Raw genomic sequence first — 23,657 nt, forward strand, 5'->3', positions numbered from 1 at the left:
TACGCGATACTCATGCAATCTGGAAAGCTGTTTTTATGACTTCTACAAAGCCGTTCTCACACACTCAAGTACTCATTTGAGTCCGTTACAAAACCTTTTTGGTGTTGTATGGTTAAGCCTCACGGGCGATTAGTACAGGTTAGCTCAACGCCTCACAACGCTTACACACCCTGCCTATCAACGTTCTAGTCTCGAACAACCCTTTAGGACGCTTAAAGCGCCAGGGAGAACTCATCTCAAGGCTCGCTTCCCGCTTAGATGCTTTCAGCGGTTATCGATCCCGAACTTAGCTACCGGGCAATGCGTCTGGCGACACAACCCGAACACCAGAGGTTCGTCCACTCCGGTCCTCTCGTACTAGGAGCAGCCCCTTTCAATTCTCCAACGCCCACGGCAGATAGGGACCGAACTGTCTCACGACGTTCTAAACCCAGCTCGCGTACCACTTTAAATGGCGAACAGCCATACCCTTGGGACCGACTTCAGCCCCAGGATGTGATGAGCCGACATCGAGGTGCCAAACACCGCCGTCGATATGAACTCTTGGGCGGTATCAGCCTGTTATCCCCGGAGTACCTTTTATCCGTTGAGCGATGGCCCTTCCATTCAGAACCACCGGATCACTATGACCTGCTTTCGCACCTGCTCGAATTGTCATTCTCGCAGTTAAGCGGGCTTATGCCATTGCACTAACCTCACGATGTCCAACCGTGATTAGCCCACCTTCGTGCTCCTCCGTTACTCTTTGGGAGGAGACCGCCCCAGTCAAACTACCCACCAGGCACTGTCCTCATTCCCGATAAGGGAACCAAGTTAGAACATCAAAACTACAAGGGTGGTATTTCAAGGACGGCTCCATACAAACTAGCGTCTGTATATCAAAGCCTCCCACCTATCCTACACATGTAGGTTCAATGTTCAGTGCCAAGCTGTAGTAAAGGTTCACGGGGTCTTTCCGTCTAGCCGCGGGTACACTGCATCTTCACAGCGATTTCAATTTCACTGAGTCTCGGGTGGAGACAGCGTGGCCATCATTACGCCATTCGTGCAGGTCGGAACTTACCCGACAAGGAATTTCGCTACCTTAGGACCGTTATAGTTACGGCCGCCGTTTACCGGGGCTTCGATCAAGAGCGTCGACCGAAGTCTAACCCCATCAATTAACCTTCCGGCACCGGGCAGGCGTCACACCGTATACGTCATCTTACGATTTTGCACAGTGCTGTGTTTTTAATAAACAGTTGCAGCCACCTGGTATCTGCGACTCTTTTCGGCTCCAAGAGCCAGTCTCTTCACCTATATAGAGCGTACCTTCTCCCGAAGTTACGGTACCATTTTGCCTAGTTCCTTCACCCGAGTTCTCTCAAGCGCCTTGGTATTCTCTACCCGACCACCTGTGTCGGTTTGGGGTACGATTCCTTACAATCTGAAGCTTAGAGGCTTTTCCTGGAAGCATGGCATCAATGACTTCACACCCTTAGGTGCTCGACGTCGTGTCTCAGCCTTGAGTATCCGGATTTACCTAAATACTCAGCCTACGCACTTGAACCTGGACAACCATCGCCAGGCCCACCTAGCCTTCTCCGTCCCCCCATCGCAATTGTAAGAAGTACGGGAATATTAACCCGTTTCCCATCGACTACGCTTTTCAGCCTCGCCTTAGGGGTCGACTTACCCTGCCCCGATTAACGTTGGACAGGAACCCTTGGTCTTCCGGCGTGGGGGTTTTTCACCCCCATTATCGTTACTCATGTCAGCATTCGCACTTCTGATACCTCCAGCAGACTTCTCAATCCACCTTCAACGGCTTACAGAACGCTCCCCTACCCAATGCGATAAATCGCATTGCCGCAGCTTCGGTTTATTACTTAGCCCCGTTACATCTTCCGCGCAGGCCGACTCGACTAGTGAGCTATTACGCTTTCTTTAAATGATGGCTGCTTCTAAGCCAACATCCTAGCTGTCTGAGCCTTCCCACATCGTTTCCCACTTAGTAATAATTTGGGACCTTAGCTGGCGGTCTGGGTTGTTTCCCTCTCCACGACGGACGTTAGCACCCGCCGTGTGTCTCCCGGATAGTACTTACTGGTATTCGGAGTTTGCAAAGAGTTGGTAAGTCGGGATGACCCCCTAGTCTTAACAGTGCTCTACCCCCAGTAGTATTCGTCCGAGGCGCTACCTAAATAGCTTTCGGGGAGAACCAGCTATCTCCGAGTTTGATTGGCCTTTCACCCCTAGCCACAAGTCATCCGCTAATTTTTCAACATTAGTCGGTTCGGTCCTCCAATTGATGTTACTCAATCTTCAACCTGCCCATGGCTAGATCACTCGGTTTCGGGTCTATATCCAGAGACTGTGCGCCCAGTTAAGACTCGGTTTCCCTACGGCTCCCCTAAACGGTTAACCTTGCCACTGAATATAAGTCGCTGACCCATTATACAAAAGGTACGCAGTCACCCCACAAAGGAGGCTCCTACTGCTTGTACGTACACGGTTTCAGGTTCTATTTCACTCCCCTCACAGGGGTTCTTTTCGCCTTTCCCTCACGGTACTGGTTCACTATCGGTCAGTCAGGAGTATTTAGCCTTGGAGGATGGTCCCCCCATATTCAGACAGGATATCACGTGTCCCGCCTTACTCGATTTCACCACAAATGCGTTGTCGGTTACGGGGCTATCACCCTGTATCGCGTGCCTTTCCAGACACTTCACCTGACGCATAAATGGCTTAAGGGCTAATCCGGTTTCGCTCGCCGCTACTTCCAGAATCTCGGTTGATTTCTTTTCCTCGGGGTACTTAGATGTTTCAGTTCTCCCGGTTCGCCTCATTAACCTATGTATTCAGTTAATGATACCTGCTTATGCAGGTGGGTTTCCCCATTCGGACATCGTAGACTCAAGTGGCTCTTACTGCCTCATCTACGCTTATCGCAAGTTAGTACGTCCTTCATCGCCTCTGACTGCCAAGGCATCCACCGTGTACGCTTAGTCACTTAACCATACAACCCAAAAAAGTTTTGGATTGATGAATCAAATCACCAAGGTTTGTCTGCATAACTCTTTGCTTTCACTTTGAAAAGTGAAGACAAAAAGGACATGTTGCAGACTCGATATTGCCGGACTCAATTTTGAATATTCACTGAAAACAGTGAATCCAAGAACACTTGAATGTGTTTTTGTTTGTCTGACCGTTCTATTAAAAGACAATCAGACAATTGAGAACTTTTACAAATACTCTTCTAAAAGAGTATGTTGTCAGCTTTCCAAATTGTTAAAGAGCAATGTGTATCTTTTTACAAAGACACCATTTTTAAGAACACTGCACAGCAATATGCTTAAAGATGGTGGAGCTATGCGGGATCGAACCGCAGACCTCCTGCGTGCAAGGCAGGCGCTCTCCCAGCTGAGCTATAGCCCCATCTAGATGAAAATTTTCAGGAACTAGGCGTTTATTGAGGACGTGTAGTTCGCTACACGACGAAATAAACAACGCCGTTACTGGAAATTTTGGTGGGTCTGAGTGGACTTGAACCACCGACCTCCCGCTTATCAGGCGAGCGCTCTAACCAGCTGAGCTACAGACCCACTAAGGTGCTCTTAACGTTCTAAACCGTATCAATCTGTGTGAACACTCATCGCAATAATCATTCGTAGTAAGGAGGTGATCCAGCGCCAGGTTCCCCTAGCGCTACCTTGTTACGACTTCACCCCAGTCATGAACCACAAAGTGGCAAGCGTCCCCCCGAAGGTTAAACTACCTGCTTCTTTTGCAGCCCACTCCCATGGTGTGACGGGCGGTGTGTACAAGGCCCGGGAACGTATTCACCGTGGCATTCTGATCCACGATTACTAGCGATTCCGACTTCATGGAGTCGAGTTGCAGACTCCAATCCGGACTACGACGCACTTTTTGGGATTCGCTCACTTTCGCAAGTTGGCTGCCCTCTGTATGCGCCATTGTAGCACGTGTGTAGCCCTACTCGTAAGGGCCATGATGACTTGACGTCGTCCCCACCTTCCTCCGGTTTATCACCGGCAGTCTCCCTGAAGTTCCCACCCGAAGTGCTGGCAATCAAGGATAAGGGTTGCGCTCGTTGCGGGACTTAACCCAACATTTCACAACACGAGCTGACGACAGCCATGCAGCACCTGTCTCAGAGTTCCCGAAGGCACCAAAGCATCTCTGCTAAGTTCTCTGGATGTCAAGAGTAGGTAAGGTTCTTCGCGTTGCATCGAATTAAACCACATGCTCCACCGCTTGTGCGGGCCCCCGTCAATTCATTTGAGTTTTAATCTTGCGACCGTACTCCCCAGGCGGTCTACTTAACGCGTTAGCTCCGAAAGCCACGGCTCAAGGCCACAACCTCCAAGTAGACATCGTTTACGGCGTGGACTACCAGGGTATCTAATCCTGTTTGCTCCCCACGCTTTCGCATCTGAGTGTCAGTATCTGTCCAGGGGGCCGCCTTCGCCACTGGTATTCCTTCAGATCTCTACGCATTTCACCGCTACACCTGAAATTCTACCCCCCTCTACAGTACTCTAGCCTGCCAGTTTCAAATGCTATTCCGAGGTTAAGCCTCGGGCTTTCACATCTGACTTAACAGACCACCTGCATGCGCTTTACGCCCAGTAATTCCGATTAACGCTCGCACCCTCCGTATTACCGCGGCTGCTGGCACGGAGTTAGCCGGTGCTTCTTCTGCAGCTAACGTCAAGAATGGTGTCTATTAAACACCACCCCTTCCTCACTGCTGAAAGTACTTTACAACCCGAAGGCCTTCTTCATACACGCGGCATGGCTGCATCAGGCTTGCGCCCATTGTGCAATATTCCCCACTGCTGCCTCCCGTAGGAGTTTGGGCCGTGTCTCAGTCCCAATGTGGCTGATCATCCTCTCAGACCAGCTAGAGATCGTCGCCTTGGTGAGCTCTTACCTCACCAACAAGCTAATCTCACCTGGGCATATCTTGACGCGAGAGGCCCGAAGGTCCCCCTCTTTGGCCCGAAGGCGTTATGCGGTATTAGCCATCGTTTCCAATGGTTATCCCCCACATCAAGGCAATTTCCCAGGCATTACTCACCCGTCCGCCGCTCGTCAGCAAAGAAAGCAAGCTTTCTTTCTGTTACCGCTCGACTTGCATGTGTTAGGCCTGCCGCCAGCGTTCAATCTGAGCCATGATCAAACTCTTCAATTAAAGTTTTTTGTGGCTCAATGAATACTGACTTCAAAACTAAAATTCATCCGAAGATGAACGTAATTTTAAAGCTATTATCATTCCAACAGAATGATAATGAATTGACTGTGCCGCTATTATTTTTACTTTTGAAAAAGTAAAATCAAAACCGCTCAAGGCTGTTTCTTAATAGCTTTGGTCACTCAGTTCATTGAAACCAATTGTGCTTCCTAAGAAGCTATTGATTATCATCAACGAGTGCCCACACAGATTGATAGGTTTAAATTGTTAAAGAGCGTTGCTTTAAAAGAAGTTTTCTTTCAGAGCGGAGGTGCATTCTAAAGATTTAATTGAGCGTGTCAAACACTTTTTCAATTTTCTTTTTTAGGATGTCTTATCCTCATCGACCTTGACTGAAGCCTTGTGGCGTCTGCCGTGTCAGTGGTTGGGCATTATAGGGAGATAATAAAAGTTGGCAAGCAAAAGTTGGTATTTTTTTAATAAAAAAAGCACGACCGACCAATAAAACAACAACCCTTTTCTTATACTCAAATACTCAGAGTTTTTATACACCTTATCCACTTTTCCTTGTGGATAACTATGAATCACTTTCAAAGAAATACGATACTCTGGCTCTTGGATTTAGGTACTCTCGAATGTTTTCTGGGAGTTTAGCCGGTAAAATCGCTTTAACTATTTTAATGTCTTTACCTGCTAACTCAATGATGGGCGCCTGATGACGAGGCACGGAAGCATCATAAATCAGTACATTTGGAAAAAGCAGGTTATTGCTATTTACTGAGATCACTAACCCCACCGTACCATTAGACAACTGTACAACCGTACCAGGTGGATAAACCCCCATGAATTTCACGAGTATGGCTAAGCTCTCTTGATCATAGAGATGCTTGCAGTTCTTAAATAAGTACGATAGTGCGATATACGGAATTTTCTGTTCGCTTGGCACTTGCGAATGGCATAAGTTATCAAAGGTATTCGCTACCGCTACCACTTTAGCCAATTCATCAATCTCCTCTTCTCGCAATCCGTTGGGATATCCAGAACCATCATTAAGCTCATGATGCTGCTCTATTACGGTACGCGCGACAGGTGAAAACCCTTCAATGTTATCTGCGATCTCTAAGCCATACTTGGTATGTAACTTGAGATAGTTAGTTTCTGGGCCATTAAGTGGTGTGGTTTTACGCAAAATAGCCGTGGGTACTCTGACTTTTCCCATATCATGGAATAAGCAGGCAAAGGCGAGTTCTTTAAGCTGCTCTGCCGAATAGCCTTTCGCTTTACCGATCATCATCGCAATAATCGCGACATTCAATGAATGAAAGTAAATGTCTTCAAATTCACTGTCGCTATTCATTAAATGCAATGTGACATGCTCATCACTGAGTAACGTATCGACAACATCTTCAACCAAGACCGTCGCTTCATTTACCGCATCCATTGGACGGCTGCGAATTTTATTCATCACGGAACGCATTCTGGCAAGCGAACGCTCAAATTCTTGCTCAACAACCTTAATACGACGACGATACGCATTGAGCTTTTCGATACGCTCTTGCTTCTCCAGCCAGAGTTTATCGACCTCTGCACTCATCGCTTGGTTTTCTTCTTCGGTATTCTCTCTTATTTCTTCCTGCTTCGGGGGTGGTACAGGCTCCACCGAGCTTTGATTAGGATTTAAAAACACGTACTCAATCCCTAAATGCTTAATTAGGGTAATCTGCTCTTGTGATTTCAATTTGAAGCTATTCAGAAGGAAAGGGTGGTCGTTCCACTTCACAGGCAGACGAATATGCAAACCAGGCTGGAGTCGATTAACATTGATTTTAATACTGGCCACTCTTTTATACCATCACACACATTTTTATCTTTCGTCTATACAATATGACGCAAGAAACGCATCAGTACCACTACTCTGTTCAGGAATTTGCGGGCGAGCAATGACATATTCGTAAGGAACGCGTCGCGAGTATTGGCTCAGTACACTCATATAAAGATATATAGCCTTAGCACTGGGACGGGTACATAACGGTATCCTGCAAGGAACAACATTTATAGCATCAGTGTTGGGCGAGACGTTATTGAGCATGATCGCTGGAAGGTATTCGACAGATACAAAAAAGCCTCAACATTCGTTGAGGCTTTTTTTGTTAATTTGGTACCACTGGGCGGACTTGAACCGCCACGCCCGAAGGCAACGGATTTTGAATCCGTCATGTCTACCAATTCCATCACAGTGGCATTTTCAGGGGGCTCCCCCTTACTTGTTGACTGGCATTATACGTAAGAATCGAGGGTGTGCAATAAAAATTTCAATTTAATCAATCAACTGCTCGTTATTTATTCACCAACATCTAAAACTGGATATTTTTCAGGCAAAACCGGCAATACAAAAGCCAAAAATTTGGATGCTCCCCCTTGATAACTCACTTGGCCCTCTCCACAGAGGGCCAAGACTTATCATAAAGGCCAGATCTTAATGGTTCACACCACGACTAATCTTGCGCTTTGTAACGATGCGCCATGTTATTGGCCGCTACCATAGCATTATACACGTCTGTTTCAGACACTGCTTTGACCATGTTCCCCATGGTGTCATCTTTATCACAAGCAATCGCGGCCACTTTACGCCATTCAGACTCAACAAATTTTTGTAAGCCCATATCTTCAAGCGTTAATGGCAAGCCTGCGGTTTTAATAATACGGACAACATTGTCAATTTCTTCTTTCGGTGCGTTTTCTAACACCAGTTGAGTCAGCAACCCAAATACCACTTTCTCACCGTGTTGTGCTTTATGTAGATCCGGAACGGCTGACATACCATTATTAACGGCATGAGCAGCGGCAAGTCCACCAGACTCTGCCCCGACACCACTTAAATAAATCGTTGCTTCTATGGTTTGTTCAAGCGCTGGCGTCGAAACTTTATTTTTGAGCGCATCCATAGCGGCTTCAACATTTTCACTCAATACGTCATAACACAAACGTGCTAAGCCTAGACCCGTGCGTGATGGTTTTTTCAATACCAAATTCACACCATCACATTGATAACATGCACGCGCTTCGAAATACGTCGCTAACGCATCCCCCACCCCAGCAGCAAAGAAGCGTGTTGGAGCGCCCGCTAGGATATCAGTATCAGCAATCACTGCATCTGGGTTTTGCGGTAAGAATAGATAATGGTCAAACTCTCCATCTTCTTTATAAATCACAGAAAGAGCGGTACATGGTGCATCGGTAGAGGCAATCGTCGGGTACAAGATAACCGGTAATTTTTGATGATATGCAACGGCCTTAGCGGTATCTAATGTTTTACCGCCACCAACACCGACAATCACATTGGCCTGTGTTTCTTTCGCCAACGCAATATTACGATCGACTTCTTTTTGCGTGCACTCATACTGAAATTTTTCAGCCGTTGCGGTCAACCCCTGCGTTTTTTCAATCGAAGAAATCGCTTCTTGTTGCACTCTCTCAAGGATAAATTCATCACAGATAATAAATGCGTTACTACCAAAATCTTTTACGTAATCGGGTAACTGAGCGAGTAAATTGGTGCCAATCACAAACTTCTTCGGTGAGGTGACTGTCCGTGGAGTCATATCCATGTGTTGCTCCTTAATGATCTAACAAATTGTTATCTAGTAAATTTATTGCATATGATACCGCGCACTTTTTTTTGATTCTTTGATCTAAAGCATATTCATCTATATTAATTGGCGCTGCTCTTTGGTTTATACAAAAAAAGAAGAGAAAACGCTGAGCGTTTTCTCTTCTTAAACTGTGACGATGGCAAATTAGACAGGTCTAGGCTTTGCGCCGCATTAAAATCAGGGCCACGGTCAAAAAGACCAAACTAGGCGCCGTTGCTCCGAGCGCTGGGGGGAATCCATAAACTAAGCTCAACGGTCCAAAGAACTCACTGGAGATATAAAAAGAAAAGCCAGCGATCACTCCGGATAAAATTCTCGCCCCCATGGTGACACTACGTAATGGGCCAAAAATAAACGACAGTGCCATTAACATCATAACGGCAATTGAGAATGGTTGAGTCACCTTACGCCAGAATGCTAAGTCGTAGCGTGAGGCATCTTGTTCCGATGATTTCAAATACCCCACGTAACTATACAGCCCACTCAAAGACAATTCTTCGGGTTTCACGGTCACCACTTTCAACTTATCCGGCTCTAAGGTCGTGTCCCATTGATACGATGGAATCACCTTTTTAGAAATTTCTACATTATTTTTCATATTGGTGAGGATGGCGTTTTTCATGGTCCAATGATGACCACTGTCATAATCCACTTCTTTAGAAAACACAACCTCAGTCAGTTTCTTATTGTCATTAAAACGCCAAATGTTGACACCATATAACTTATCATCGTTGATTTTCGTGATAAAAATAAAGTCATTGGCATCGCGAGCCCACACCCCGCTGCGCACCGATAATATTTTACCGCCAGACGTTTCAAACGCTCGCATGTCACGCGCTAATTTTTGCGCTTGAGGCGCGCCCCATTCGCCCAATAAAGTAATGAGCAACATCAATGGAATCGCGGTTTTTAACACTGACAAACCAATTTGTAGCTTTGAATAGCCGGCCGCTTGCATGACAACCAGTTCAGAACTTGACGCCAACATGCCCAACCCAATCAATGCGCCCAGTAAGGCCGCGAGTGGAAAGAACATTTCAATATCGCGTGGAATACTCAAAATCACAAAGTACAGCGCATGTAAAAGGTCGTACGTCCCTTTACCGACTTTGCGTAGCTGATCAACATACTTAATGATGCCCGACAACCCAACAAAGGTCACCAGCACTAACGCTGATGTAGAGATGATGGTTCGACCAATATAAAAGTCTAAAATCTTAAACATGACTTACGCCACCTTTCTCTTTCTGAATTTATCTTTGAATTTTCTGACCGCGACACTATCTAGCGAGTTAATCGCCAAGGCGGCAAGCAACAGTAATCCATTGATTGGCCACATGCCTAATGCGGTCGGAATCGAACCATCTTCAATGGCGGACTTCGTGGCACTGATCGCAAGGAAATAAGCCAAATAAATTAAAATCGCAGGTCCCATTTTAGCAAAGCGACCTTGACGTGGATTGACCGCCGACAGCGGGACCACCAGCATCGTGAGCAGTGGAATACACACCACCAGTGAAATACGCCACTGCAATTCCGCTTGCGCTTTCGGGTGCGCATTATGCAATAGCTGTAGTGTTGGAATCGCTTCCCAATCGCGGTCTTCGTGCTTGACCTTTCTTTGCCCAATTAAGCCCTGATATTGATCGAAGGTCGTGATCATATAATTCACGCGTGTCGGCACCCCTTCATAGCGTGTCCCATTATGCATGGAGATCACTTGGCGACCATCACTCAAATCTTTGACTTCGCCAGAATCGGAAAACATCACACTGGGCATCACCGAATCTTTAGGCGTCAATTGGGCGACAAACACGTTGGATAACTTATGGTTATTGATATCATCGATAAACACCACCGATGAGCCATCTGGAGAGCGCTGAAATTGCCCTTTTTGCAATAAATCAACGCTGTTTTCTGATGACAGCTTTTCCATTAACTGCGCGACTTTATCTTGGCCCCATGGCGACAACCAAAACGAGTTAAACGCCGCCACACCAGACGTGATCAGAGCCAGTGCTAGGGCGGCCTGAATTAAAAATTTATTACCAATGCCCGTTGCATTCATTACGGTAATTTCACTTTCTGCGTACAAACGCCCGAAGGTGAGCAAGATACCAATATACAAACTCAACGGTAGCATGAGTAATCCCATCGCAGGCATGTTCAACCCCACGATAGACAAAATCATTCGTGCAGGAATCTCACCATCAGAAGCTTCCGCTAAAACACGAATAAACTTCTGGCTCAGAAATACTAGAAAGAGCACAAAAAAGATGGCTAGCTGACTCTTTAATGCCTCTCTGATCAAATATCGGACAATAATCACGCTGAAATTACCTATACAAAACTTGTTTTTTTAGTTGAATCACTATAATTTCTCGTTGAACCTTTTATTTTCGAAATTTTAGCTAAGTGTTAGCATTCTACATTAAAAGGTAGAACCTTATAAGGATCCAATAAGTAAGAGTTCATTATCTAACATTTAGTTCTATTTGTCTTTAGGATGTAGGAGTACGCATGGAGTTCAGTGTAAAAAGTGGCAGCCCAGAGAAGCAGCGTAGCGCATGTATCGTCGTCGGTGTCTTTGAACCGCGCCGTCTTTCTCCAGTGGCAGAACAACTCGATAAGATCAGTGATGGCTATTTAAGCTCACTACTACGTCGCGGTGATTTAGAGGGTAAACCAGGCCAGATGCTACTTTTGCATCAAGTTCCTGGCGTACTGTCTGAGCGCGTATTGCTTGTTGGTTGTGGTAAAGAACGCGAACTGGGTGAGCGCCAGTATAAAGAAATTATTCAAAAAACCATTAGTAATCTTAATGAAACCGGCTCGATGGAAGCGGTCTGCTTTTTAACAGAACTTCATGTTAAAGGCCGCGACACGTACTGGAAAGTTCGTCAAGCCGTGGAAGCAACACAAGACAGCTTGTACACATTTGATCAGTTCAAATCGGTCAAGCCAGAAACTCGTCGTCCATTACGCAAGCTGGTGTTTAATGTACCCACACGCCGCGAATTGACGCTCGGGGAAAAAGCGATTAATCATGGTCTTTCGATCGCATCAGGCGTTCGAGCATGTAAAGACCTTGGTAATATGCCACCCAATATTGCCACTCCGGCTTATCTGGCTTCACAAGCACGTCGCCTTGCGGACGACTACTCAACCGTTTCAACCAAAATCATTGGTGAAGAAGAAATGGATAAGTTGGGCATGTACTCTTACCTCGCAGTCGGTCGCGGTTCGAAAAACGAATCGATGATGTCCGTGATTGAGTACAAAGGTAATCCCAACTCAGAAGCCAATCCAATTGTCTTAGTTGGTAAAGGCCTGACGTTTGACTCAGGCGGTATTTCATTGAAGCCAGGCGCGAATATGGATGAAATGAAATACGACATGTGTGGCGCGGCCTCTGTATTTGGTGCCATGAAAGCCTTGGCCGAAATGAACCTACCCATCAATGTCGTGGGCATTTTAGCTGGCTGTGAAAATATGCCAGGAAACGACGCCTATCGTCCAGGTGACATCCTTACCACTATGTCTGGTCAAACTGTCGAAGTCTTAAATACTGATGCTGAAGGCCGCTTGGTATTATGTGATGCTTTAACGTACGTTGAACGCTTTGAACCCGATTGCGTGGTTGATGTTGCAACATTGACGGGAGCGTGTGTCGTCGCTTTAGGACACCACATCAGTGGCGTTGTCGCGAACCACAACCCATTAGCTCACGAGTTGGTGAATGCATCAGAGCAAGCCAGTGACCGTGCATGGCGATTACCGATGACCGATGAGTACCATGAGCAATTGAAAAGTCCGTTTGCTGACATGGCCAACATCGGTGGTAGCCCAGGTGGTGCCATTACGGCTGGTTGCTTCTTGTCTAAGTTTACTAAAAAGTATAATTGGGCACATATTGATATTGCAGGTACCGCATGGAAATCTGGCGCGGCAAAAGGCTCGACTGGGCGCCCTGTCTCAATGCTGGTCCAGTTCTTACTCAATCGAAGTGGCCTAGACACTGAGGAATAACAACCTCAAAAAAAGGGCCTCAGGGTCCTTTTTTATTTTCTTCTATCGACGTAAGGGTAAGCTATGGCAACCGCGACATTCTATATCGTCAAGGCTGACAGTCCACAAGCCAATAAGGCGGGGTTTGAAGAGTATGTGTTATTTCTCATCCGTCACTTTGTCAAACAAGGCGCGAAAGTGTATCTGCAATGTAATGACCAAGCTCATGCTGAAGAATTTGCTGAACACTTATGGCAAGCCGAACCCGACGCATTTATTGGACATAACCTCGTTGGTGAAGGACCCCGATATGGCACCCATGTCGAAATTGGCCACCCTGGCGTACGCGCCTCTTTTCATCGACAATTGGCAATAAATCTGGCGGATAATCAGACAACCTTTGCGCAAAACTTAACGGAAGTGATAGACTTCGTACATTGCGAAGAAAATGCTAAACAGCGAGCTCGAGCGCGGTATAAACGCTATCGCCAAGCAGGGTATCAACTGCAAACTATCGAGATTCAATACCCTTAGTTGTTCCTCCTTTATAGTTAAGCTCTTTACCACGAGAGTTCACTTATAAAGACGAACTGATTAACCATTTACGTATCCATTTAAGAGCACTATGGAAAAGACATATAACCCAACATCTATCGAACAAGGTCTGTATCAGACTTGGGAAGAGCAAGGCTATTTTAAGCCTCACGGCGACACATCGAAACCCGCTTATAGCATTGTCATCCCGCCGCCGAACGTCACGGGTAGCCTGCATATGGGTCACGCTTTCCAAGATACCATCATGGATACATTGACACGCTGCCAACGTATGAAAGGGAATAATACCCTATGGCAAGTCGGAACGGACCATGCTGGTATCGCAACGCAAATGGTCGTCGAGCGTAAAATTGCCGCGGAAGAAGGCAAAACCAAAAATGATTATGGTCGCGATGCCTTTATCGATAAAATTTGGGAATGGAAAAACGAGTCAGGCGGTAATATCACACGCCAACTACGTCGTCTTGGTGCGTCTGTCGATTGGGATCGTGAACGCTTTACCATGGATGAAGGCTTCTCCAACGCCGTGAAAGAGGTGTTTGTACGTCTTTATAAAGAAGATTTACTGTATCGTGGTAAGCGTCTCGTTAACTGGGATCCAAAGCTACACACCGCGATTTCTGATCTTGAAGTGGAAAACATTGATAAGAAAGGCCATATGTGGCACTTCCGTTATCCACTGGCCGATGGCGTCACTACGGCTGATGGTCACGATCATATTGTGGTCGCGACAACCCGCCCTGAGACTGTTTTAGGTGATACTGGTGTCGCAGTAAACCCAGAAGATCCTCGTTATAAAGATTTGATTGGCAAATTTGTGCGTTTGCCACTGGTTGATCGCTTAATCCCGATTGTCGGTGATGAGCATGCGGATATGGAAAAAGGCACAGGGTGTGTGAAAATTACCCCTGCCCATGATTTTAATGACTATGAAGTAGGTAAACGTCATAGCCTACCAATGATCAACATCCTGACAATGGATGCCCATATTTTGCCAAGCGCCGAAGTGTACACCACGAAAGGTGAGCCAAGTACAGCGTATGCAACGGATATTCCAGAACAATTCCAAGGGTTAGAGCGATTTGCCGCCCGTAAAGCCATTGTTGCAGAACTCGAACAATTGGGTCTCTTGGTAGAGGTGAAAGATCATGACCTCACTGTCCCATATGGTGACCGTGGTGGCGTGGTGATTGAGCCTATGCTGACCGACCAATGGTATGTCCGTACTGCTCCTCTCGCTGAACCTGCGATTAAAGCGGTTAAAGATGGCGACATTCAATTCGTTCCACAACAGTACGAAAACATGTACTTCTCTTGGATGAACGAACTGCAAGATTGGTGTATCTCTCGTCAGCTTTGGTGGGGTCATCGCATTCCTGCTTGGTATGATGAGCAAGGTAATGTTTATGTCGGCCGTGATGAAGACGAAGTGCGTGCAGAAAACGGTTTAGCGGCTGATGTTGTGCTGTCACAAGACGATGACGTCCTTGATACCTGGTTCTCATCCGCGCTATGGACGTTCGGCACACAAGGTTGGCCAGAAAAAACGCCTGATCTTGCAACGTTCCACCCAACCGATGTTCTCGTCACTGGCTTTGACATCATCTTCTTCTGGGTTGCACGCATGATCATGATGACCATGCACTTCATCAAAGATGACGAGAATAAACCGCAAGTTCCGTTCAAAACCATTTATGTGACCGGCCTTATTCGCGATGAAAATGGCGATAAAATGTCGAAATCAAAAGGTAACGTACTTGATCCTATCGATATGATCGATGGTATTGATCTTGAAGCCTTAGTAGAAAAGCGTACTGGCAACATGATGCAGCCACAGCTTGCTAAGAAGATTGAAAAAACCACACGTAAAGCTTACGAAAACGGAATTGAAGCTTACGGTACCGACGCCTTGCGCTTTACGCTTGCGGCGATGGCCTCAACCGGTCGCGATATCAACTGGGATATGAAGCGTCTTGAAGGTTACCGTAACTTCTGTAATAAGCTGTGGAACGCGAGCCGTTACGTACTCATGAATACTCAAGAGCACGATTGTGGTTTTGCTGCCGGTGCCGAGCTGGAATATTCGTTAGCGGATAAATGGATCGAATCTCAATTTGAGTTGACGGCCAAAGCATTCAACAACCATATTGATAATTTCCGTTTAGATATGGCGGCCAATACACTGTATGAATTCATTTGGAACCAATTCTGTGACTGGTACTTAGAGCTGACTAAACCCGTTCTATGGAAAGGAACCGAGTCACAGCAACGCGCGACACGTCGTACGCTGATTACAGTATTAGAAAAAACCTTACGTCTTGCTCACCCTGTGATTCCTTACATCACAGAGACAATTTGGCAAAGTGTTAAGCCACTGGTTGACGGCATTTCTGGCGATACCATCATGCTGCAAGCCTTGCCACAGTATGATGAAAATAATGTTCACCAAGAAGCCTTGGACGATATTGAATGGGTAAAAGCGTTTATTACCAGTATCCGTAACTTACGCGCGGAATACGACATCAACCCAGGTAAACCGTTGGAAGTGATGTTAAAAGCGGCCAATGAGACCGACGCCAATCGCTTAGAGACGTGCAAACCGGTACTGATGTCACTGGCTAAACTAGAAAGTGTACGCATTATCACTGATGCCGACACACTTCCCGCTTGTGCGACGGCACTGGTTGCTCAATCTGAGTTAATGATTCCAATGGCTGGCTTGATTGATAAAGAGGCAGAACTTGACCGTTTATCGAAAGAGATCAGCAAAACTCAAGGTGAAATTAAGCGCATTGAAGGCAAGTTAAATAACGAAGGCTTCGTTGCGAAAGCGCCGGAAGCGGTTGTCGCCAAAGAACGTGAGAAGCTTGAAGGTTACCAAGCAACCTTGGTTAAACTGGAAGAGCAAAAAGTGACCATCGCTAACCTATAAGTTGATGATGGTGTGTATAAGCAAAAAGCAGCGCTCAGGCGCTGCTTTTTTTATGATGATTCTACTGACTCATTGTCTCTTTTAGCACTTGGGCAACATTTTATAATCCGGTAATTCAGCGCTTGGCGTAAAATGTTCAAAGATACAGGCACTCGCTTGGGGATAGAAGTCACACGGGACAAATAATGATTCAAGTTGCTGCGATGCAGGATGATAATAACTGAGTTCCGCTGCATGGAGCTGCAAGCGATCACTCCATGCGAAGGCGTCAGCATGAGCATAAAACTCGTCCCCCACGATAGGATGACCAATCACCTGCATGTGCACACGGATCTGATGAGAACGTCCGGTAACTGGGAGTAGACGAACCACACTGGTGTGCTCTTCATATTCCACAACCTGATAATGAGTCAATGACGGTTTACCGTGCTCTTCACACACCTTCTGCCGCGGACGATTGGGCCAGTCACAAATCAGTGGGCGGTCCACTTCACCTTGTTGCGGTGGATGTCCCCATACTCGGGCATAATAAATTTTATGCGTCAGGCGATATTGAAATTGTTTCTTTAATGCGGATTCGCTCGCTTTGTCTTTGGCAAGTAGCATCAATCCAGACGTTGCCATATCCAAACGATGAATCACCTGAATGTCAGGATCACGCTCGACAACACGACTCCACATACTGTCGTAATGCTCCGGCAAGCGACCGGGGACTGAAAGTAACCCTGCAGGCTTATTTACTGCTAAGAGGTTGTCGTCTTCATACACCACTTCGATCCAAGGTTCGGTCGGCGGTGTGTACTCTGTCATTGCCATGCGCTGCTCTATTCCGCTAAAAACGCCGCATTATATACGTAAGCGCATGGCTTCGCAGTAGCCAATTCTCTCCGCGTTCATCATTCCTCGAACAACGGCCACGATGTTCAAGTGCGTCCCATGCTCAACTCTGTCTTTATCTAAGTCATACAACACGCCACGTCTTAACCAACAACGGTTTTAATAGGGGTAAACACTAAAAAAGTAAAAATATCTGTCCATAAATGTAAATAAAATTTGACATAAAAACTAATGCATATAATGATCAATAATATTGACAAAATAAGAAACCTCTAAAGGTTCATTTTTGAATGTATTTCAGCACAACACAAGGACGTACTATGGACAGCGCCGTATCAGTATCACGCTCCCCTCAGAGAGGGATCGGTCAATCAATTCAATCATTAGGGCCGGGTATTATGGCCGCTGCCGCTGCGGTCGGAGGCTCTCACCTAGTGGCATCAACAAAAGCGGGGGCGATTTACGGCTGGCACCTTGCGGCGCTTATTCTGCTCGTGAACCTTTTTAAATACCCTTTTTTCCGAGCAGGCGTTCAATATACCGTTGGGACAGGAAAAAGCTTGGTGGAAGGCTATGCCAACTTAGGTAAACCGTATTTATATGCCTTTTTCGCACTGTGCTCGATCTCGGCAGTGATCAATACGGCGGCGCTATTGTTATTTAGTGCCAGCTTGCTGAGCTACTTCATTCCATTTCAATTATCGATTGGCCTATTAAGTGTCCTCGTTCTCACGACCTGCTTGGTCATTTTATTCGCGGGACAATACAAAGCGTTAGACGGACTGTCCAAACTGATTATGGCCGTGTTAACGCTCAGTACATTGGTGGCTGTCGCCATTGCCGCGGGAGGATCCAGCGCAGTGGTACACACGGTAGAAACGCCCTCTCCATGGCAACTGGCCGCCATAGGATTTATCGTGGTAACAATGGGCTGGATGCCTGCCCCTATTGAGATCTCCAGCTTGAGTTCAATGTGGTTAAAAACCCAAAATGAACACATGGACGTGACACCGAAATCGGCATTGTTTGATTTTAATATCGGCTATATCACGACCGCACTGCTTGCCGTTGTCTTTCTCGCTTTAGGGGCACTCGTGCTCAATGGAACAGGCACCGAAATCGCCCAATCCGGCACCGGATTCACCCACCAGTTGATCGGCTTGTATGCTTCAACCATTGGAGAATGGTCACGCTACTTAATTGCCGTGATTGCGTTCTTCTGTATTTTTGGCAGCACCATTACTGTCATTGATGGCTACTCACGTGTGCTAGCCGAATCGGTACGTTTATTTAAAAAGAATCCACAACACATCAGCGCGGAACGCTACTTCAAACCATGGATGGCGGTGGTCTCTACTTTAGCTCTAGGTATTATCCTATTTTGGACGTCCGCCTTACTTCCAATGTTAAACTTCGCGATGATTATGGCGTTTATCACCACTCCCTTCTTTGCTTTGCTGAATTACATTCTTGTGACCCGCACACCGCTCCCCAAAGCACTCACCATGGGCGTAAAACTTAAATCGCTCGCAATTATCGGTTTGATTTATCTATTTGGGTTTCTGGCACTGTTCATTTGGTGGAAGTGGTTGATGTAAATATCACGCTTTACCGTGATGAAAAAACCAATAAAGCGTGCAAAAAAAAAGCCTTCATTCAAATGAAGGCTTTTTCTATCAAGTCATCACCACTGACGAACTTAGTTATGAGCGACCATAATAACGCGCAATGAATCAAGCTGATATTGAGCATGCTTGATCAATTGATCGAGTTCCTCAATTTGCGTTTGCTGCGCGACAAGCTCCTCTTCACGAATGTTCGGATTCACTTCTTTTAGCGCCTGCATGCGTTCTAACTCTGCGCCCAATTGCTGATGCATTTCTTGCAAAGCTTGATCTCGGATCGTTGCCAACTGCGCTTCCACCACTGGAGTGCCAGCATCAATCAAATCATGAACCTGCTTCTGCACCGATGTCACCAACTTATTGGCCACATGGCGGTTCACCGGGCTTAATTGACGATTGAAACTATCAAAATCCACCTGTGACGACAGATCATTACCACGCCCATCCAGTAATACCCGAATCGGTGTTGGCGGGAGAAAACGCTGAATACCACTGCGTTTTGGTGCTTGTGCTTGCACTAAGAACACCAATTCCAATAATACTGTCCCAACGGGCAAGGCTTTATTCTTGAGTAGCGACACCGCGGATGTCCCGACACCTTCACTCATGAGCATTTCCATACCACCATCGATCATCGGGTGCTCCCAACTGATCAACTCTACATCTTCGAGCGCGAGCGCGGTATCACGATCAAATGTGACCGTCGTTCCCTCATCAGGTAAACCAGGGAAGCTTGACACCATCATATGTTCCGTCGGTTTCAAGACAATCGCATTATCACCACGGTCATCTTGATTAACACCAACCGTATCAAATAAGCTCAGTGCAAACGTTACGAGATTCGTATCTTCATCCGTTGCCGCGATTTGCTCAGCAATACGCTGGGATTTGTCACCCCCGTTAGAATGAATCTCTAGCAGGCGATCACGCCCCTGCTCCATCTGAGCTTTCAAGGTCGCATTCATCGCCGCAGAATCGGCAATAATTGCCTCAAGCCCCTCGGAATTGGCCGCAGCCAATTGCTCGATGAGAGCGTCACTGTGCTCATCGTAAACAAGGCGTCCTGTCGGACACGTCTCTTCAAACGCATTCAACCCTTCATGGAACCAACGCGCTAAGATCTCTTGTGATGTGCTTTTCAAGTAAGGCACATAAATATCAATATCTCGGCGCTGCCCAATACGATCCAAACGCCCAATTCGTTGCTCTAAAAGATCGGGGTTAAATGGCAGATCAAACATGACCAGTTGATTGGCAAACTGAAAGTTACGACCTTCTGAACCAATTTCACTACAAATTAAAACTTGCGCACCGCCTTCCTCTTGAGCGAAATAGGCCGCTGCTTTATCACGCTCTAAAATGGACATACCTTCATGGAAAACCGTCGCTCGGATGCCCTCGCGTTCGCGTAAGGCTTGTTCTAACTGCAACGCAGTGCTGGCACGCGAAGCAATCACCAAAATCTTCTCGCTACGCTTATCTTTGACTTTATCGAGCAGCCAATTCACCCGCGGATCAAACTGCCACCAGCTCGATTCTTCGCCTTCAAACTCTTGGAAGATTTCTTCGGGATAAAGCATCTTAACCGCTCGAGCTTCCGCACTCATCTTACCGCCAATCATGCCTGCGACACGCATTGAGGTCGTGTATTGTGATGGAATCTCCATCGGTAATAAATGGACATTCCGCTCTGGGAACCCTTCAACACCGGAGCGAGTGTTACGAAACAGTACGCGACCTGTTCCGTGGCGATCCATCAAACTATCAATCAACGACTGACGGGCTTGCGCTTTTTCTTGCTCATCCGCTTGGCTGTCTAAAACCGCGAAAATTTCCGCAACTCGTGATTCACCCAGGATAGCGGTAATTTGCGTTTTCTCTGCCGTCGTTAATGTTTGCCCTGAGAACAGTGTCGTCACCGCATTCGCCACTGGGGCATATTGCTCTTCTTCTGCAACAAACGCTTGATAGTCATAGAAACGATCCGGATCAAGCAGGCGTAAACGCGCAAAATGGCTTTCCCGGCCTAACTGCTCTGGGGTTGCCGTTAACAATAAGACACCGGGCGTACGTTCAGCCAACGCTTCAACGACTTGGTACTCACGGCTCGGTTTCTCTTCACTCCACTCAAGGTGATGGGCTTCATCCACCACCAGCAGATCCCACTCAGCATCCACCGCTTGCTCAATACGACGGCGGCTTTTACGTAAAAATTCTAGCGAACATAAAACAAATTGCTGGGTATCAAACGGGTTTTCTGCTTCGGCAAATGCTTCGACACAACGTTCTTCATCAAAAATAGAAAAATGCAGATTAAAACGGCGCATCATTTCCACTAACCACTGATGCTGCAGAGTTTCTGGCACCACAATCAGTACTCGTTCCGCTCGGCCTAACAACACTTGCTGGTGGATAATCATGCCCGCTTCAATGGTTTTCCCTAAGCCCACTTCATCGGCGAGTAATACGCGAGGAGCATGTCGACGGCCCACTTCATGGGCAATATAAAGCTGATGAGGCACTAAACCTGCGCGCATCCCACACAAACCGCGCATCGGACTCTTTTGTTGTTGATACTGGTTCTGTAAAGCTCGATAACGTAAAACAAAGTTATCCATACGGTCCACTTGCCCAGCAAACAACTTGTCTTGTGGCTTGTTAAAGCGTATTTGGTGACTTAAGAAAATTTCACGCAGTGATATATTCGATTCTTTCGTATCCAAGCGCGTCCCCATATAGGTAAGTACGCCTTGGTCTTCACTGATCTCTTCGACGTGTAATTGCCAACCTTCTTGGCTATCGATCACATCCCCCACATTAAAGGTAACTCTTGTGACAGGTGCGTCGTGGCGCGCGTATACTCGGTTTTCTTCTGATGCTGCAAACATCACAGAAACCGTTCGTGCGTCAATCGCGACGACTGTACCTAAACCTAAATCGCTTTCTGTATCGCTTATCCAGCGTTGCCCCAAAGCAAAAGTCATGAATCGACTACCTCATTAATTTGGATTGGATTTCTATTTGTTACGTCATTGAACGGCGAATTGAGCAAGCTCTATTATGAGCGTGATTAAACCGCTGCGTAGAAAAGGTCGCTAATCTTACTTGAAGCTGTGATACAGGTCACGAGCAATCCGCTGTAAAGCTCAAGTTTTTTCGTGTTTTTGGTTTCGACATAAAAATGTCATCTTAGCGTGGCATTTCTAGTTATGTTGCTATACTGATTATGAGGCTGGTGTGGGTTATTTCTCAATAATTTGCTCCGTCACACAACAGTAAGTATCAAACCAGTTTTGCAGTCAGTGATAAGCGTTCTTGCGCTTGACGTTGAGGATGCTTGGTAACTTGGGTGCAAGCTAACTTTTGCATAGCAAGCTACTTTGTAGCAAGGAGACGCGTATGGGCGATACCGAACGAAAACTGTTTGTCCTTGATACCAACATTTTACTTCATGAGCCTCAGGCCATTTACTCCTTCCAAGAACATGACGTCGTCATTCCCATGACGGTACTAGAAGAACTCGATAGAATCAAAGACAGTAAGCGCGATGTGGCGCGTGATGCCCGTGTTGCCATTCGCTCTCTAGAAAACCTTTTCCATGAGGCCACTCCTGATGAAATCACTGATGGTATTCCTTTAATCAAAGACAGCCCAACCTGTGGCTCAATCTCGATTCTCGCCGACTATGAGTTGGTTGATACCTTCAAAGCCTTCACCGATAAAGAAGGCGACAACCGGATTCTCAATGCGGTGCTCTACTTACAAAATAAGCGAGCACCTCGCGCCGTCATCTTAGTCACTAAAGACATTAATATGCGGTTGCGAGCCAAAGGGGCTGGCGTGCTCTACGTAGAAGATTATCGTACCGACCAGTTGATCGATGATGTGCAATACTTAACCAAAGGCTTTCAGCAACGTCCTGGGGCTTTTTGGGAGTCCGTTGACGATGTTGATTCCTACAATGCTCACGGTCAGACATATCATGCATTAGACCGCGAACCTTTCGAACCCACCTATTTGAATCAATACATTATTGATGAAGACAGCGATTTTGCCGCTCGTGTAGAAAAAATCGAAGAGAATCGCTTAGTGCTCAAAGACATGAGTCGCGAGCGAATGATGCATCGCCGAGTATGGGGCGTGTCCCCTAAGAATATCTATCAAGCGATGGCCGTCGATGCATTACTGGACCCTGATATTGACGTTGTCATTTTAACTGGCGCAGCAGGCAGTGGTAAAACCCTACTCGCGATGGCTGCCGCTTTAGAGCAAACCGTTGAAAATCATCGCTTTGATAAAATCATTGTCACACGGAATACACCAGATATTGGTGAATCGATCGGCTTCCTCCCTGGAACAGAAGAAGAGAAGATGCTGCCTTGGCTTGCCTCTGTGACGGATACATTGGAGGCATTGCATAAAGACGATCACTGCACCGATGGATCGTTAAAATACATCTGTGATAAAGCCAACATTCAATTTAAATCGATTAACTTTATGCGAGGACGTTCGATTCAAGGGGCATTAGTGCTGCTTGATGAATGTCAGAACCTCACTGCTTCACAAATTAAAACTATATTGACGCGTTGTGGAGAAGGGACAAAAATTATTTGTTCTGGTAACTTAGCACAAATAGACTCTCACTACCTGACGCCGGTGACCTCCGGACTGACCTATTTAGTCGAGCGCTTTAAAAACTTTGAAGGCAGTGCCAATATCCATCTTAATGGTGTGGTGCGCAGTCGCCTTGCTGAGTTTGCGGAAGAAAACTTATAGTCATACTACGCGAGGCATCTAAAAATGCCTCGCTTTTTAAAAATAATAATTCACTTTACATGCATTTTTATGTT

Annotated in this window: 11 protein-coding genes, 3 tRNA genes and 2 rRNA genes; 5 read left to right on the top strand and 11 right to left on the bottom strand. The window is 46.4% G+C overall.

What is annotated here, in order from left to right:
* Positions 1-108 precede the first annotated feature (108 nt).
* The 9 genes from EAE30_RS16560 to lptF form a co-directional block, all read right to left on the bottom strand.
* Positions 109-2,998 (bottom strand): 23S ribosomal RNA (locus EAE30_RS16560).
* Between the two features lie 343 nt (positions 2,999-3,341).
* Positions 3,342-3,417: transfer RNA gene (locus EAE30_RS16565), tRNA-Ala, on the bottom strand.
* A gap of 90 nt (positions 3,418-3,507) precedes the next feature.
* A tRNA-Ile gene (locus EAE30_RS16570) sits at positions 3,508-3,584 on the bottom strand.
* Between the two features lie 69 nt (positions 3,585-3,653).
* Positions 3,654-5,197, bottom strand: a 16S ribosomal RNA gene (locus EAE30_RS16575).
* Together the 16S and 23S rRNA genes with 2 tRNA genes alongside form the textbook arrangement of a ribosomal RNA operon.
* Positions 5,198-5,774: 577 nt before the next feature.
* Positions 5,775-7,037 carry a cyclic di-GMP phosphodiesterase gene (locus EAE30_RS16580; protein ID WP_123016909.1) on the bottom strand — a complete coding sequence of 421 codons (1,263 nt, stop codon included), beginning with the start codon at positions 7,035-7,037 and terminating at the stop codon, positions 5,775-5,777.
* A 316-nt stretch (positions 7,038-7,353) separates the two neighbouring features.
* A tRNA-Leu gene (locus EAE30_RS16585) sits at positions 7,354-7,438 on the bottom strand.
* Between the two features lie 254 nt (positions 7,439-7,692).
* Positions 7,693-8,805 (bottom strand): glycerol dehydrogenase, encoded by a 1,113-nt coding sequence (locus EAE30_RS16590; RefSeq protein ID WP_123016910.1) that lies wholly within the window; start codon positions 8,803-8,805, stop codon positions 7,693-7,695.
* A 199-nt stretch (positions 8,806-9,004) separates the two neighbouring features.
* On the bottom strand, positions 9,005-10,075 hold the full coding sequence (gene lptG / locus EAE30_RS16595; protein ID WP_123016911.1) for an LPS export ABC transporter permease LptG: 1,071 nt from the start codon (positions 10,073-10,075) through the stop codon (positions 9,005-9,007).
* A gap of 3 nt (positions 10,076-10,078) precedes the next feature.
* Positions 10,079-11,179 (bottom strand): LPS export ABC transporter permease LptF, encoded by a 1,101-nt coding sequence (gene lptF, locus EAE30_RS16600; protein ID WP_123016912.1) that lies wholly within the window; start codon positions 11,177-11,179, stop codon positions 10,079-10,081.
* A gap of 191 nt (positions 11,180-11,370) precedes the next feature.
* Between lptF and pepA the strand changes: the two genes are divergently transcribed.
* From pepA to EAE30_RS16615, 3 genes are all read left to right on the top strand, one after another.
* Entirely contained in the window at positions 11,371-12,879 is a 1,509-nt protein-coding gene (pepA, locus tag EAE30_RS16605) for a leucyl aminopeptidase (RefSeq protein ID WP_123016913.1), read from the top strand.
* Between the two features lie 63 nt (positions 12,880-12,942).
* Positions 12,943-13,392 (top strand): DNA polymerase III subunit chi, encoded by a 450-nt coding sequence (locus EAE30_RS16610; RefSeq protein WP_123016914.1) that lies wholly within the window; start codon positions 12,943-12,945, stop codon positions 13,390-13,392.
* Between the two features lie 91 nt (positions 13,393-13,483).
* A complete protein-coding gene (locus tag EAE30_RS16615) occupies positions 13,484-16,345 on the top strand; it encodes a valine--tRNA ligase (RefSeq protein ID WP_123016915.1) in 2,862 nt (953 codons plus the stop codon).
* Positions 16,346-16,426: 81 nt separating this feature from the next.
* Here the strand turns inward: EAE30_RS16615 and EAE30_RS16620 are convergent, their stop codons facing one another.
* Positions 16,427-17,161, bottom strand: coding sequence for a pseudouridine synthase (locus tag EAE30_RS16620; protein ID WP_123016916.1), 735 nt, complete (start codon positions 17,159-17,161; stop codon positions 16,427-16,429).
* 341 nt (positions 17,162-17,502) lie between these two features.
* On the opposite strand from EAE30_RS16620, the gene EAE30_RS16625 reads away from it, so the two are divergent.
* On the top strand, positions 17,503-18,780 hold the full coding sequence (locus EAE30_RS16625; protein WP_123016917.1) for an NRAMP family divalent metal transporter: 1,278 nt from the start codon (positions 17,503-17,505) through the stop codon (positions 18,778-18,780).
* A gap of 101 nt (positions 18,781-18,881) precedes the next feature.
* Here EAE30_RS16625 and rapA read toward each other — a convergent pair whose 3' ends face one another.
* Positions 18,882-21,791, bottom strand: a complete 2,910-nt coding sequence (gene rapA / locus EAE30_RS16630) for an RNA polymerase-associated protein RapA (protein ID WP_123016918.1) — start codon at positions 21,789-21,791, stop codon at positions 18,882-18,884.
* A 415-nt stretch (positions 21,792-22,206) separates the two neighbouring features.
* Here rapA and EAE30_RS16635 point away from each other — a divergent pair, with 415 nt between their 5' ends.
* Positions 22,207-23,583, top strand: coding sequence for a PhoH family protein (locus tag EAE30_RS16635; protein ID WP_123016919.1), 1,377 nt, complete (start codon positions 22,207-22,209; stop codon positions 23,581-23,583).
* Positions 23,584-23,657 lie beyond the last annotated feature (74 nt).

The sequence above is a fragment of the Vibrio zhugei genome (genome assembly GCF_003716875.1).
Taxonomy (GTDB): Bacteria; Pseudomonadota; Gammaproteobacteria; order Enterobacterales; family Vibrionaceae; genus Vibrio; species Vibrio zhugei.